Annotated in this window: 13 protein-coding genes; 8 read left to right on the plus strand and 5 right to left on the minus strand. The window is 43.3% G+C overall.

The features are described 5' to 3' along the window. Positions 1-211: 211 nt before the first annotated feature. Positions 212-1,069: a DMT family transporter gene (locus R7Z50_RS10065; RefSeq protein WP_005375542.1), complete on the plus strand. Its 858-nt coding sequence runs from the start codon at positions 212-214 to the stop codon at positions 1,067-1,069. A 43-nt stretch (positions 1,070-1,112) separates the two neighbouring features. Continuing rightward, the gene (locus R7Z50_RS10070; RefSeq protein ID WP_005375543.1) at positions 1,113-1,727 is read left to right on the plus strand and encodes a glutaredoxin domain-containing protein; all 615 of its coding nucleotides are present in this window, start codon (positions 1,113-1,115) and stop codon (positions 1,725-1,727) included. A gap of 127 nt (positions 1,728-1,854) precedes the next feature. Here R7Z50_RS10070 and R7Z50_RS10075 read toward each other — a convergent pair whose 3' ends face one another. From R7Z50_RS10075 to R7Z50_RS10085, 3 genes are all read right to left on the minus strand, one after another. Further along, the gene (locus tag R7Z50_RS10075; protein WP_017635854.1) at positions 1,855-1,989 is read right to left on the minus strand and encodes a hypothetical protein; all 135 of its coding nucleotides are present in this window, start codon (positions 1,987-1,989) and stop codon (positions 1,855-1,857) included. 133 nt (positions 1,990-2,122) lie between these two features. Beyond that, the gene (locus R7Z50_RS10080) at positions 2,123-2,470 is read right to left on the minus strand and encodes a hypothetical protein (RefSeq protein ID WP_005375501.1); all 348 of its coding nucleotides are present in this window, start codon (positions 2,468-2,470) and stop codon (positions 2,123-2,125) included. A gap of 176 nt (positions 2,471-2,646) precedes the next feature. After that, positions 2,647-3,840, minus strand: a complete 1,194-nt coding sequence (locus tag R7Z50_RS10085) for a multidrug effflux MFS transporter (protein ID WP_017821607.1) — start codon at positions 3,838-3,840, stop codon at positions 2,647-2,649. A gap of 105 nt (positions 3,841-3,945) precedes the next feature. On the opposite strand from R7Z50_RS10085, the gene R7Z50_RS10090 reads away from it, so the two are divergent. Further along, positions 3,946-4,833 carry a LysR family transcriptional regulator gene (locus R7Z50_RS10090; RefSeq protein ID WP_025768470.1) on the plus strand — a complete coding sequence of 296 codons (888 nt, stop codon included), beginning with the start codon at positions 3,946-3,948 and terminating at the stop codon, positions 4,831-4,833. A 183-nt stretch (positions 4,834-5,016) separates the two neighbouring features. Then, entirely contained in the window at positions 5,017-6,837 is a 1,821-nt protein-coding gene (locus R7Z50_RS10095) for a putative bifunctional diguanylate cyclase/phosphodiesterase (protein ID WP_005375494.1), read from the plus strand. A 106-nt stretch (positions 6,838-6,943) separates the two neighbouring features. Here R7Z50_RS10095 and R7Z50_RS10100 read toward each other — a convergent pair whose 3' ends face one another. After that, the gene (locus tag R7Z50_RS10100) at positions 6,944-8,227 is read right to left on the minus strand and encodes a peptidoglycan DD-metalloendopeptidase family protein (RefSeq protein WP_064369150.1); all 1,284 of its coding nucleotides are present in this window, start codon (positions 8,225-8,227) and stop codon (positions 6,944-6,946) included. 124 nt (positions 8,228-8,351) lie between these two features. Further along, a complete protein-coding gene (locus tag R7Z50_RS10105) occupies positions 8,352-8,981 on the minus strand; it encodes a hypothetical protein (RefSeq protein ID WP_318149054.1) in 630 nt (209 codons plus the stop codon). A 200-nt stretch (positions 8,982-9,181) separates the two neighbouring features. Between R7Z50_RS10105 and R7Z50_RS10110 the strand changes: the two genes are divergently transcribed. The 4 genes from R7Z50_RS10110 to R7Z50_RS10125 all read left to right on the plus strand — a co-directional run bounded on the left by R7Z50_RS10110 (position 9,182) and on the right by R7Z50_RS10125 (position 14,536). Beyond that, positions 9,182-9,583 (plus strand): GFA family protein, encoded by a 402-nt coding sequence (locus R7Z50_RS10110; RefSeq protein WP_025768472.1) that lies wholly within the window; start codon positions 9,182-9,184, stop codon positions 9,581-9,583. Positions 9,584-9,736: 153 nt separating this feature from the next. Further along, a complete protein-coding gene (locus R7Z50_RS10115; protein WP_047101645.1) occupies positions 9,737-10,408 on the plus strand; it encodes a YoaK family protein in 672 nt (223 codons plus the stop codon). A 455-nt stretch (positions 10,409-10,863) separates the two neighbouring features. Further along, positions 10,864-12,228 (plus strand): YjiH family protein, encoded by a 1,365-nt coding sequence (locus tag R7Z50_RS10120; RefSeq protein WP_017635848.1) that lies wholly within the window; start codon positions 10,864-10,866, stop codon positions 12,226-12,228. 436 nt (positions 12,229-12,664) lie between these two features. Then, positions 12,665-14,536, plus strand: a complete 1,872-nt coding sequence (locus tag R7Z50_RS10125; protein ID WP_132936350.1) for a methyl-accepting chemotaxis protein — start codon at positions 12,665-12,667, stop codon at positions 14,534-14,536. Positions 14,537-14,568: the final 32 nt, after the last annotated feature.

A 14,568-nucleotide genomic window follows, 5' to 3' on the forward strand; every position in this document is an offset into this window, starting at 1 on the left:
GCAATATTATTTATGCAAATGCATGGCAGCGTTTGTGCTTCTCGTTCTTTGTACCTGTTATAACAGGCACGTCCTTTGAATTGGTAATGTCGCCTCCCTCTGGGAGGCATTTTTTTATTGGCGCGAAAAACAATAGGACGTATGATCCCGCCACCTCTATCAAACTGGAATTTTTCAATTGAATCATCATCCTGTTCAAGGTGCGTCCTGGATGCTAACAGCTGGCTTGGCATTCGCCATAGTGAACAGCTTCGCCCAAATTGCTAGCATCAACTTTGGTGTCTCCTCCACCACATTTGCGTTATTCCAATATGCAATCGCCTTATTTGTTATTCTGCCCTACCTACGTACACTTGGGATTAGACGTTCTTTAAGAACCCAACACTTTGGCTGGCATGCATTCCGCATTTTTCTCTCTGTTATCGGGATTCAACTTTGGTTATGGGCTCTCGCTTACCCAGTTCCAATTTGGCAAGGCATTGCACTTCTCATGACCTCTCCGTTATTTGCCACAGTTGGTTCTGGCTTGTTACTCAAAGAGAAAGTAGGTACTGCACGCTGGCTCGCTACATTGACGGGGTTTGTTGGTGCCATGATCATTCTTGAGCCTTGGGCAGACTCATTTACATGGGCGACCCTGCTCCCTGTTGGCGCCGCATTTTTCTGGGCAGCGTATTCATTAATGGTTAAAAAAATGTCGGTAAACGATCCGCCTTCAACCATGGTCGTCTATTTATTACTGCTGATAACGCCATTTAATATCTTGTTAGCGATACCGACGTTTACTATGCCAGATACGTGGACGATATGGGGTGTGCTTTTAGCCGCAGGTGCACTTACAGCACTCGCTCAATGGGCTATCGTTAAAGCATATGCAGTAGCAGACGCCTCATTTGTGCAACCATTTGATCACGCCAAACTGCCTTTGAATGTTGTTGCTGGTTGGTTGGTGTTTGGTTGGGTGCCACCTGGTCGTTTATGGTTAGGTGCTGCGATTATTATTGCATCTATTGCGTTTATTACGCATTGGGAAGCGAAAAAGACAAAGTTAGTTGAAAGAAAAATCTAATTTAAAAGTTCTATATTTTCAGGAAAGGAAATGAGGAACCCATATGAGTCAACCAATCAAAATTACACTGTATCGCTGGGCTGGTAGTTGGGGCCCATTCAAAGTCAATATTCCTTGTGGTGAATGTACATTAACCAAAGATATTTTAAAGGATACTTTTGAAAACGAACTAGCCGATGTGCCCGTTGAACTTGAAGTAAAAGATTGGTTATCGCACTGGTGGGAACCATTAAAAGCTGGTGCTTGGCATGCACCCATTCTTCTTGTCGAAGGGAAAGTTATCAGCCAAGGAGAAGCATTGAATCGGGGTGTGCTTGTACAGTCTGTTATTGCTGAGTGGGTAAAACGCGATGAGCTAAAAGGCAACATTGTTTATGGTAAAGCAACTTGCCCTTACTGTGTCAAAACCAAACAATTACTTGACGAGGCTGGCGTTCAGTATGAGTACCATGATGTAGTTAAAGACAGCGCCGCCTTATACCGCATGATTCCTGAAGTAAAAGCCATCATTGGCGAAAAAACACCGGTAACAGTGCCGCAAATCTGGTTAGATGGAAAATATATTGGAGGCGCTGACGATTTAGAAAAGTGGTTATCAGCAAAGGGGCTAGATAAAGTGCCTAACAATGTTGTGGAGATACCAAGCCAATCCGCGTAATTCTAGATTTAAATGTCATCAGTCTTTGAGTAGCGTTTTGCCAATGTTGTGCAATATGTTGGCTACTTACTAACAACAAAACAGAGAAAAGCAAAAAGCCCTGATTTTTCAATCAGGGCTTTTTAAATTATTTCGCCAGTTTTTTAATAACACGAGCAAAAACAGAAGCTTTTTTCTTCTTCGCTTTACCGTAAAGCGCTTTGTGCATCGCGTCTTTTGCAATCATCTGGCCAATATAAGCACCACCAAGTTCGTTACCCATGACCTTCTCCTGAATGTATTGACTTAACTATGTTGTAATTTTACACCACAATTAGATAAAAACAAGACTCCAGTCACATTTATTTTGTAATTAACTTTCAGTTTGATTTTCGTGGATTTCTTGAAATGAGCGTCTATCGCTTAGGTTGTTGGTATGTTTTACCCGCTGCGACGTACGTATCTTTCTGTTTGATTTCAAAGAATGTTTCAAAGAACCACGCAGCAAACTTGATCAAGTGATCGCCTTCATTCATGACGTGCTCTACGTATTCTTGCTCTTCTCCGGACTCATCTTCTTGAGTGGTAATATGGTAAATACGTTTCTCACCATCAACTTCTGCAAGGCCAAACTGACCCGTTAGGGATTGCGCCGCTTGTGCAACTTCTTCTTCCTCACACGCCTTCAAGATTTCAAGTGCCTTTGGCATGCTTTCTTGCTGAGTAATTTCTTTTACCAGTGTTTCAAATTCGTTTTGTTGCATTCTTTCACCTAACGATTAGAGATCGGATAGCCATTGGGCAGAAATGTATTCCAAGCTTGAGAGAAGTATCAAGGTTCGCCCTCTTCCTTTCAAACCAAGTCATTCAGTATACACAACAGGCCAGACTTAATTTAGCTGCGCATTTTAGAAAGCCGACCTTTTGGTTGCAAGTATATTCAGATGGAAGTTTCTGCTTGAACCGTCCCTTCTGGCACTTTACGAAATTGGCTTAGTACAAGAACAAAGCAAGAAAGTAACGCAATAAACAAATAAAACACCCCAAGCTGCTGCTGATTCGTAACCCATGAGTCTACTAAGTACCCACCAAACAAACCTGCTAAACACATTTGAATAGAACCAGATAGCGCAGAAACCGCGCCTGCCTGTTGCTTATGTGGTGAAAGTAGCAAACTGATCGATACCGGGAATGACATTCCTTGAGCAAAACTTAAACACGTGAATGCCGTCAGCAATGAAAATACACTGAAGGGGGTAACCAACAACATGAAGCCTGCAACAGCAACAATCGCGAAACTCATCAGCAAGATTTGCTGAGCTTTGTAACGAGCATTGATCAAGTTCAGCACTAAGCTACCCGTCAGCAAACCAACTGATGGTATGATCATCAAAGAGCCGTAATCTGCCGCCGTTAATCCTAACTCTTGTTGCATTAAAAATGGATACAAGGAGAGAGTAACCAGAGCCGATAAATAACTAAGCCAGTTGTAGCTCGCACTACCAATCACTTGTGTATTCGTTAACAGACGCAAATAGTTCGCGCTTACTTCGCCTACTTTAAATTTTCTCTTCGGATAAGGCAGCGTTTCTGGCAGCACCAATAAACCAAGTGTAAAAATTGCCATTAAGTAAATCAGTACAAACACGAAGACAGCATGCCAACTCAGGTGAAAAGCAATCCAGCCACCAAACAGCGGAGCAATAATTGGCATCACTGAAGCAGTGACTGAAATATAAGATAGCGCTTTGGTTAATTGCATACCGTCATAACTATCACGCAGTACTGACCGACCAAGTACCGAAGCGCTGCCCGCTCCTAGGCCTTGCAGTAACCGTCCCGCTTCAAGGGCAACAATGTTGTCCGAAAACGCGATGCAAATAACCGTACCAACTAGATATACACTTTGCCCCAGAATAAACACCGGCCGACGACCAATCGCATCAGACAATGGGCCGTAAAAAAGCTGAGAGATACCGAAGCCAACGAGAAATAGCGTGACGAGATTCTGAATCGAATGTTGCGGCAAATTCAAGTCATGACCAATCAACGGCAAAGAAGGAAGATAAATACTAACGCCAACTTGGCCTGTGGCAATGATCATCATCGCTAATAACAATGGTGTTTTACGCAAACGTTCCTCCTACTTTGTGACAGATTGATGGCAAACAGTGTATATTTGATACTCAAAGATGATAATCAGCTAAGTTGGAAAGGAATTAATTCCCAAGGAGATACAATGGACTGGATTCAAAGCGTGAAGAGTTATATTCGTGTGGTCGAAGAAGGTAGCTTTAATGCAGCAGCGCGGAAACTCAATACCACCAGCTCAGCTATCAGTAAGCGAGTTCAATGGCTAGAAGATAAAATTGGCGTTCAACTACTCAAACGTACGACCCGCTCAATTAGCCAAACTGAAGCTGGTGCGCTGTTTTATCAACGAGCAAAAAGTCAGCTTGATTCATGGCAATCGGTATTAGATGAAACTCGCTCAGTCAACCAATCACCAGCGGGGCTATTAAAAATTGGGGCAACGCTGGCCGTTGGTTCTAAATTTCTAGTTCATTATCTTGATGATTTTCTTGATAAATATCCAGACATCACACTTCAATTAACAACAACGCTACCAGGCCAATTGCCAGAGCTAAGCTTAGACCTGTTTATTAGCCGGGAATTAGAGCAACTGAACTCTCTAAGTTTCAAAGCTACTGCACTTTTCGAACATAAAGCCCAGTTTTACGCCGCGCCTAGTTACCTAAAGAAATATGGCACACCACAATGCGTTGAGGATCTGACAGAGCATAATGTCCTGATTTGGGGAGAAAAACCCTCACGAGAAATCAAAACAAATCGAGGCAAACGTATCAGCTTGTCCGGTAACTTTGCCACGACCAACCCAGAAGCGCTGTTTCATGGTGCCAAAAGAGGCATGGGTATTTTGATGACGAACAACGTCATGATCAAAGATGATCTCAAATCCGGCGCGTTAGTCCCTATCCTGCCCGATATCACAGCGGATAAAGCCACTGTATATGCCTACTATCCAAAGCTGGATTATCAGCATACCCGAACTAAGCTATTCCTCGATTATCTCAAATCACGATTGGAAGAGGAGAAGCGCGCCTAGCTTAGCGTTTTTATCGTTATAGCTTTAAAAGGTTCAAGCATAAAAACATGAAAATAATGATTTGTTCGTTCACAAAATTTGAAAAATCTGCCTTAGTAACCGATAGTTTATTTGATGCATATCAAATAATAATTCGTCGTGTCTTACACGATATGTTAATAACAACGCTAGGTGAAATGCTCAATGGGTCAGGTACAAATCAGTTTCCACAAAATTGATGAGATATTGAAGCTAAACGGCACGGCTCAGCTAAACCGAGTCACGCTAGATATTCATCAACACTTGCAGAGCCATTGCACTTGCGTTGTAGAAGTTGCGCATCTTCAGCATTCGGCTCATACCATCTCCTTCGCCAGCAATGGAAAAATTACAGACAACCTAAGCTACCACCTTTCAGGCACCCCCTGTGAAAAAGTGGCGAAAGACATTGGCGAACATATTTTCTATCAAGACCAGGTATACAAGCGTTTTCCTGAAGATCAGATGTTTCAAGAAGATGGCATTCAAGCTTACATTGGCCTGCCATTGAAGACACAAAATGGCGAAGTTCTGGGAATTTTACTGTCTACCTTTACCCGAAGCATCCACGCGAAAGAAGCGCAAGATATCCTCGACTTCCACCGATTTTATGCCAATGTCATTATTCATAGCTTACGTGAAAAGTGGGTCAGTGAACGTTCAGATAAGCTTCTTAATCAGCTTAGCTATGAGGTATCGCATGATAACCTAACTGGACTGCTCAACCGTAGCTGTTTAGCTGATACCTTGGAGACATTAACGCAGCAGGCGACTCGCCCATTCAGTTTGGCGTATCTTGATATCGATAATTTCAAATCGATCAATGATATCAACGGAAACTATATCGGCGACCAAATCATTAAGTTCACAGCTAACGCCATTCAACAGAGCTTGTCGTCGCCAAACAATGCGTTCCGTGTTGCAGGAGATGAATTCGCCTTCATCACGTACGACGAAGATCCTGTCGCCGTGTGTCAGGAAGTACTCGACAAAATTGAAAGCGGCTACAGCGACAAATCTAACCGGATTTCTTTCACCGTTAGTATTGGTATTGCACGTGCCCCAGTACATATGTTGAACAGCGATGAGCTGATTTTGAATGCCAGTCTCGCTCTCAAAGATTGTAAAAAACACCGCGATACACGGATTCAGCATTACGACACACACCTTAGTGCGTTATACCACCGTAGGACGCAGCTTATTGAGGCAATGCGAATCCAGCTAAGTACTGATATACAAGACAGCGATGAGTTATATGTAGTGGTTCAACCGATCGTCGATATCACGAGCGACCGCTGGAATTACTTTGAAATTTTGACTCGTTGGAATAGCAATATCTATGGAAATATCTCTCCAGCGGAGTTCATTGAAGCTGCCGAGCAATCAGGCCTGATTATCGAGTTAGGTGAACGGATTATTGAACTCGCGTGTATCGCAAAGCAAGAACTCGAAGCGAACCTAGGCTATAAAGTCAAACTCTCCATCAATTGCTCAGCGTATGAGCTGGTTGATTCCAACCGTTATATTAATCACTTAACCAACATGGTTGAAAAGTATCAGCACGAAGCAAAAGACTTTGTTATAGAGCTCACCGAGACCGTCTTACTCTCACAAAGTGGCCGTGAACAGATGGTACTTAACTCGTTGCGATACTTGGGTTTTAAAGTCGCACTGGATGATTTTGGTACGGGATACTCAAGCTTGAACTATATACACAATTATCCGATTGATAGCATCAAAATCGATGCTACCTTTGTGCAGAACATGCTCTCAAATACAACCTCTGAACAAGTAGTGTTTTTGATAGCGCAATTGGCAGAGCTGCTTGATGTGGATTTGATTGCCGAAGGCGTAGAAGACGATAGAGCACTACAAAAGTTAATTGAAATGGGCTGCCACTACATCCAAGGTTATTTTTACTCTCGTCCACACAGTGTTGAAGAAATCGTACACCTGATAAATGAACGTGAAGTGCGGAGTGCCTAACGTACTGAACAGACTGCTGTCATAGAATTCAAATCTAGTTAATGCACAAAGTAAAAGAGACCAAGCTATGCTTAGTCTCTTTTTGTTTTTTGAGCGAAGTACTTTATTACAGCACTGCTTTCTCTTTATCGCGTAATAGTCTATCCATTTCATCTCTGTTCGCGACAAAAGTAGCCATCTCTTTCTTAGGAACAGAACTCGCCATTGGGATATTTGCTCGCATAGCGTTAACTGGACGGCCGTATTCAATCAACTCATAGTGAAGGTGTGGCCCAGTCACTCGACCTGTTTTACCAGAAAGACCGATACGCTGGCCTCGAGAAACCTTTTGCCCTTTCTTCACCAAAATCTTACTTAGGTGTAAGTAACGGGTTTTGTATTTGCTGCCGTGCTCAACAACCACGTAGTTACCCGCATAAGGGTGTTTACGAGTCATGATCACTGTACCATCACCAGTAGAAACGACTGGTGTACCGGTTGGTACAGCAAAGTCAGTGCCGTTGTGCGGCGCAACACGCCCCGTTACTGGATGTAAACGATTAGGATTAAAGCCAGAACTGATACGCCAACGGCTACTTACAGGGTAACGCTGGAATGCGCGCTGTAAGCTTTCACCTTTGGCATTGTAGAATTGACCATCAGTATGAAGGTAAGCGGTGATCTCGCGGCCGCGATTATAAATCTTAATCGCCTCAATTTCGTTCTTACCTGTTGGTACACCATTGATGCTTTGTGAGCGACGAACAACTTCAAATCGATCACCTGCACGAAGATCACGTCCAAAGTTAAGTTGTTCTTTGAGTAAGCTTACGACTTGACTCACTTCCGCCGACGTTAAACCTAAACGACTGGCAGAAGAAGAAAAACTGCCTTGAATAACGCCAACTAAAGGTTCTTGGCTCCACACGCCAGGAATGGAAATATCAGTAAAGTCATAGCTACCATCACTATTCAGCTTGTAGACCACTTTATCTGCAATAGAAAATTGCAGTTCCATTTTCGCTAACTCGCCTGTTGCATCATCACGCCAGAAACGGAGCGTATTGCCCGGCTTAAGTGTATCAAGTGCCAAGTAGTTCAAATCCGTTTCCATTACTTTCATTAACGAGCTGTAACCGAAACCGAGCTGACTAAAAATAGTGCTTAGGTTGTCACCTGTTTGGATTTGATATTCGAAGTTCGGGGGAGTGACAACTTCGGCAGTTGTCGCATCAAGAATTTTTTCAACGACCTGAGATTCAGGTAGGTTCAATGCGATGGTTTTGGTTAAAGATGACTCTTTGAGAGAGTGAGAAACACCAATCGCAACTAAAACTGGCAAGGAGTATAACAGCAGCGCTCTACGACTTGTCAGATTCGGCAACCGTCTTGTAATTTCATTTGTAGACACGGGAATTACTATCTCCTTTCAAACAAGGCTCATAGCTTATGCATTCCCGAATAAGAAATCACTAGGAAATTTCGAGATCTAGCGCAGAAAATACTGAATTTTTACAGAACTCAAAAAAAATTCATCACTGTTGCATATGTAAGTTATTCCCTACACGCTGTAATGTGGATGAATTGAATCGATTTGGCGTGTCTGCCATTGCTTGATCGTCACCGTGCGCTAAATATGAAAGCGTGATAGTTGTATCACTTTTCCATTCGAGCTGAGTAAATTTCACGCGGTCACCAACAAAAATACTGTCTAAAAGGACAACTCGGCTCGGCAAGGGGTCAAACTTGAACAAGCCAACATAGTTAAACGAACCGCTACCTTGTGTCGTTACAATCATCGGTGCAACAACCCATGAAACACCTTCAATCTCACGCTGACTAATCGACGCAGTTGGAACAAGTACCTGACCTTTCGTCACACCTGCATCATAGTCACCTATCAAATAGTCGTTTTCTTTATCCCACTCATCAAGAAAAGTGACCGCACCCTGCTCGGGGACTTGGATCGTCCAAGGATTACGTGCAGTGATACCAAGCGTCTCTTGCACAATAACGTTCGTTTCTACTTTTGTTTGAGGAAACTTAGCCATGATCTCGTCATCAGACAAACTAAAACGATAAACACCTGCGATCACAACCACAACTAATAAAACGATTGGAATAAGTAGAATAAGTGGTATCGGCAGGATTTTTTTGTGAGTCATGAAGACTTCCTTGTTTCAAGGTATAAACGAAAAGCGAGTATACCATTGTATACCCAAATGATTTCACCTCTTCAAGTGTTTCAAGATTAAACTAAACTGATTGTATCCAAATAGTTTCAAGTCCAGAGCTCATAACGAGCTAGTGACACAAGCTCTGTGCTCTAGGTCTATTGGTGTATTGGGACAAATAGGTAATCACGATGACAAAAACCATTCATACATGCGAGTGCGCCTGCGGTTTAGTTGAGATCCGTTGTAAGGGAGAGCCCACCCACACGTCTGTCTGCCATTGCTTCGAATGCCAAAAACGAACTGGCAGTGTTTTTGGGGTACAAGCTCGCTTTGAAAAAGAACACGTCACTTTAAACGGTGAAGTCACTAGCTATACCCGAATTGGCGATGATGGCAGTGAGGTTCAGTATGACTTTTGTCCATCCTGCGGCACGACAATGAGGTTGTTCGTTGCTGCATACCCAGAAATCATGATCATTCCCGTCGGTCTATTTACCGATAAAGAGTTCCACCAACCTACCGTTTCAGTCTATGAACAAATGAAACACGGGTGGGTGAGTTTCGAATGCACAACGGAACACATCTGCTAGCGAGCAATCCTCGTTCACGTATTTACTTTGGCTCGGACAAACGCCCTATAAGTGAGATTTTTTTGAGAATGATCAATCGAGTTTTACTGTAAAGGGTTTCGTAACTCGGTGTGAGCGTTATAATCGGCTCCTAATATTTGGTGGGGGTTTATTGTGATTTCCAGACTTCCTCGTTGGGTGGAATATGGCGCGTTTCTACTAGCTCTTCTCGCGGGCTGCGTCAACGCCGTTGGTCTTCTCGGCTTTCAACACCAAGCGATAACTCATCTTTCGGGAACCGTAACTCAGCTAGGGAACAGCTTGCTAACAGGTGTGGAGAGCTCCATTCACCTGCTCTTCATCGTATTTAGCTTTTTGATTGGCGCTGCCTTTAGCGGCTTTTTTATTGAAAGCAGTGCGTTAAAACTAGGGCGAAGATATGGTGTTGCACTGTGCATAGAAGGGAGCTTGCTCTTACTCAGCTTGGGCTTTTTGGTGCAAGGGGATTTGTACGGTCAATATCTAGCATCAGCAGCATGTGGATTACAAAACGCAATGATCACCACGTTTAGCGGCGCAGTAGTCAGAACCACACATATGACCGGAATCATCACCGATCTAGGGATTATGATTGGAGAAAGCTTGAGAGGTCGTCAATTTGACCGACGTAAAGCAAAATTATTCCTATTCATTTTCTTTGGCTTTTTGTTTGGCGGCGTCGCGGGAGCGGCTCTATTTACGGTATATGGTTTATATACGCTGGTTTTCCCAGCAATATTGGCTTTTTCTACGGCTCTGATTTACTGGAGTTACCTATACATACTTAGCCGTCAACAAAAAGCATAAAATTTCGATCCGATTGAAGCGACATGCTTCAATCGGATTTGGCTCAATAGGTTCACACTGCAACGGTACAAGAAACGCTGAACGGTATTTTGACACCACTAAAAACCTTAGAATAGATAAGGCTAACTGAATTTCTGGCAAAGAAGTTAGTTAGATCAAAATCACATTTGTTTACCATTTTATTATTCCAGTCACAATGCGCCCCATAATTCACTGCGCAATTCGCCCCTCGTGCTACAATTTTCTAACACAAGCAACATATTCGCATACACTTAGACGTTATTTGACCAATTACCCGACAAATCGGCTGAATAACTAGATGTATTTAATGAATAGTATTGCAATGGATGCAGTTTGCGGGTACCCTCCGCAAAACTGTGATTAAATACGGATGTTTAGTGAATATTTATGTCATGGAAATGGCAAGTATTGACTAGTAGTAACACGAGACAACTATGCATAACACCACTAATGCTACTGAAGCTCCTAAGGGCAACTTTTGGATGTTTTTCATCCCTTCCCTAATTGGTCTTCTACTCTTTATGGCTCCGATCTCTTACGATGGTGGCCTAACCATTCCCGTTGCCGTGATGGCAAAAGTCATCCCAGCGGTGTTAGGCGATACCTTGATTGCTATCGTCACCAGTATCATCGCTTTCATGGCCGTTGCTTCTGTTCTTTGCAAAATTTTTAAGCCAGCTGCAATTTTACGTAATGGTTTTTTAAACGGTCTCTTCAACCCATCTCCACTTTGGCTCGTTGTTCGTTTAATCGGCGGCGCTGCCGTGTTAATGACGTTTTTCCAAGTGGGTCCAAAAGCAATTTGGGAAGAAAACACTGGCGGGCTTGTTCTTACTGGTCTCCTACCTACTCTGTTTGCCGTTTTCATTTTCGCGGGTTTACTGCTTCCGCTTCTTTTGAACTTCGGTCTTCTGGAGCTATTTGGTGCGTTACTCAGTAAAATAATGCGTCCGGTATTCAACCTACCTGGCCGCAGTGCAATTGACTGTATGGCATCTTGGTTAGGCGACGGAAGTGTTGGTATCTTGCTAACCAGCAAGCAATACGAAAATAAGTTCTATACTCAGCGTGAAGCGGCTGTTGTCGGGACCACTTTCTCAGCAGTATCGATCACGTTTAGCCTAGTTGTTATCGCTCAGGTAAAACTAGAGCACTTATTTTTGCCTTTCTACGGCGCTATCTGTCTAGCTGGTATCGTAGCTGCGATTATCATTCCTCGCCTGCCTCCGCTTAGTCTGAAGAAAGATCGCTACATTGACGGCAGCAACCCAGATAAAGACGCAGATGCAGTGCCAGAAGGCCACACCACATTCTCTTGGGGTATGGATCTAGCTCTTAAGCGTGCTGGTCAAGTCACATCGGTTCAGTCTGTATTTAAAGAAGGCGTACACAACGCAGTCGACATGGTATTTGGCGTATTACCTGTAGTGATGGGTCTTGGTACCGTTGCATTGGTGATTGCAGAATACACGCCTGTATTTGCAATTCTGGGTCAACCGTTTATCCCATACCTAGAGCTACTGCAAGTCCCTGAAGCTGTTGCAGCATCACAGACAATCGTTGTTGGCTTTGCGGATATGTTTATTCCAGCAATTTTAGCGGCCTCAATCGATAACGAAATGACACGTTTTGTTATTGCGGCAATGTCAGTAACTCAGCTTATCTACATGTCGGAAGTAGGTGCCCTACTGTTAGGCAGCAAAATTCCAGTAAACATTGTAGAGCTCTTCGTAATCTTCATTTTACGTACGTTAATCACATTACCTGTGATTGCTGGCGTTGCTCATCTTATTTTCTAAAATCGAGACGTCAATAAACAAAGGCTCCGCATCGTCGGGGCCTTTTTTATACCTAAAACTCCGTCCACATTAGACTTTTAGTAAAAAGCTCATAATTTACAAAGACAAAACTTCAACAAAACACCTGTCAGCACCAACAAAATTTTCATCACCTCACCTGTAAAGCCAGTTGATGCCACTGTTTGTTAAGCAATTCTTTTCATTATGACGATTTCATTAATTGAGCTCGCAAACATGATCACACTCACAAGTTTTAACGTAAATTGTCGGTTTGTTTAAATTTGGTTAAAAAAGACGACAAATGAGTTCATGTTTTTGACAAAGATGTCGATAAAAATATAACCAAACACAATAGGTTTCTCTTTATGCCCAATTCGCTCGGTTTAAAAGAGGCGAAAGCAAAGTGGAACCAACCGGGAGAATCAGAGGAAAGCTCATGAAATTCAGACATAAGGTTGTCACAGCCTCTTCATTTTTGCTGCTAATTACCGTGTCGTTATTGTCGACACAACAAGTTATGACCATCCGCTCCCAAACTCAGGAGCAAATCGACTCAAGTGTCAACGAGATATTGACCAGTGTTGGTAACACTGTGCAATCAGAAATGGATGCAAAGAAGGATCTCGCTCGCTCCATTACTGAAGTGATTGAGCTTGATCCCAGTTCACATAGCTATGTTCAAAACATACTTGAAAGACCGACGCCAAAAAGCAGCTTCCTTGCCATCGGTTTTGGTTATGAAAGTAATGGCTTTGTGATTGAAAATGACGACGGCTGGGATGCGGGTCCAGACTACGACCCACGTCAGCGTCCTTGGTTTATTGCAGCTAAGAGCAAAGGCGATTTGGTCGTAACCGATCCGTACGTCGATGCGTCTTCGAAAAACGTTATCATCTCTGTTGGTACACCAGTAAAAGAAAATGGCCAGTTTTTAGCCGGTATGTTTTATGACCTCGAATTAACTACCCTTTCAGATCTGGTCAACCAAGTGAATCTGTTTGATGCTGGTTACTTATTTCTGGTCACAGCTGATGGCACAACCATTGCTCACCCTCAAAGTAAATACAACGGTGAGAAAGTCGGTAGCTACCTCCCGCAAATCGAACTTACGCAATCAGCACAACATGTTGAGATTGATGGCAACCGCTACATGGTTAACCTGACTCACATTCCTGGCGAGAACTGGTACGTAGGTTCGGTGATCGATGAAGCTGTTGCCTATTCTGCCGTAGGAGAGCTTCGTAACAACGCTATTATTTATTCAATCATTGCCGTGATTGCATCTATTATCGCCCTAACTCTGTTGATTCGCACTCTCATGCGTCCTTTGGACACGCTAAACAATGCGATTAAAGATGTAGCATCAGGGAAAGGCGACCTTACACAACGCCTCGAAACAGATACTGACCAAGAGTTTTCTGAGCTTGCCACAAACTTCAATACGTTCATGGAGAACTTACAACAGCAAATCATTGAGTCGAAACGTATTTCTGATCAAATTTTAAACGGAACTCAAATCACCGCTGAGGGCGCAAAAGACTCGGCAGGCGCAATTCACACTCAGCTGCAAGAGCTAGAACAACTTGCTACCGCGATGCATGAGATGTCTGTCACCGCGACAGAGGTTGCTAATAATGCGCAAGGTGCGGCAAGTGCAGCTAAAGAAGCCGACCAAGCAACGGTTGAGGGGTCTTCTATCGTTGGTGAATCGACACAAACGATAAACATGCTTTCCGATAGCATTGACCTTGCAGTCGAAGAAGTACAAGTGTTGGAATCTGCTACCGCCAATATCGAAACGATTCTAAAAGTCATCAACGATATTGCGGACCAAACAAACTTACTCGCGTTGAATGCCGCAATCGAGGCTGCACGTGCGGGAGAATCTGGCCGAGGCTTCGCCGTTGTTGCAGATGAAGTACGTACACTGGCACAACGTACTCAAGAGTCGACAACAGAGATTCGTACTATGATTGAGCAACTACAATCTGGCGCTTCATCTGTGGCAAATGCCATGCATCAAAGCAAAGGTAGTGCTATAGAGGCCGTTGAAAAAGCGGGTTTGGCAAATAGTGCGTTACAACGCATTCGTGATGCGATTCAGCGTATTTCCGATATGAACTTGCAAATTGCCTCAGCGGCGGAAGAGCAAAGTCTTGTCGCTGAAGAGATCAACAACAATACGGTGAATATTAAAGACCTATCGACTCAAGTCGCCGAATCGGCAAATCGAACCAACGACGCGATGCAGGCGCAACAAGAAGATGTACATAAACAAGATCAAATCTTAAATAGATTTACTGTCTAACACTCATCTAAGCAAAAACAGCGAGCACCGGC

The sequence above is a fragment of the Vibrio sp. 1249-1 genome, assembly GCF_033340495.1.

What these genes read in the sequence shown, in the direction of transcription:
- R7Z50_RS10065 (WP_005375542.1), top strand. Translation starts at nt 212, where the DNA reads ATGCTAACAGCTGGCTTGGCATTCGCCATAGTGAACAGCTTCGCCCAA.
- R7Z50_RS10070 (WP_005375543.1), top strand. Translation starts at nt 1,113, where the DNA reads ATGAGTCAACCAATCAAAATTACACTGTATCGCTGGGCTGGTAGTTGG.
- R7Z50_RS10075 (WP_017635854.1), bottom strand. Translation starts at nt 1,989, where the DNA reads ATGGGTAACGAACTTGGTGGTGCTTATATTGGCCAGATGATTGCAAAA.
- R7Z50_RS10080 (WP_005375501.1), bottom strand. Translation starts at nt 2,470, where the DNA reads ATGCAACAAAACGAATTTGAAACACTGGTAAAAGAAATTACTCAGCAA.
- R7Z50_RS10090 (WP_025768470.1), top strand. Translation starts at nt 3,946, where the DNA reads ATGGACTGGATTCAAAGCGTGAAGAGTTATATTCGTGTGGTCGAAGAA.
- R7Z50_RS10095 (WP_005375494.1), top strand. Translation starts at nt 5,017, where the DNA reads ATGGGTCAGGTACAAATCAGTTTCCACAAAATTGATGAGATATTGAAG.
- R7Z50_RS10105 (WP_318149054.1), bottom strand. Translation starts at nt 8,981, where the DNA reads ATGACTCACAAAAAAATCCTGCCGATACCACTTATTCTACTTATTCCA.
- R7Z50_RS10110 (WP_025768472.1), top strand. Translation starts at nt 9,182, where the DNA reads ATGACAAAAACCATTCATACATGCGAGTGCGCCTGCGGTTTAGTTGAG.
- R7Z50_RS10120 (WP_017635848.1), top strand. Translation starts at nt 10,864, where the DNA reads ATGCATAACACCACTAATGCTACTGAAGCTCCTAAGGGCAACTTTTGG.
- R7Z50_RS10125 (WP_132936350.1), top strand. Translation starts at nt 12,665, where the DNA reads ATGAAATTCAGACATAAGGTTGTCACAGCCTCTTCATTTTTGCTGCTA.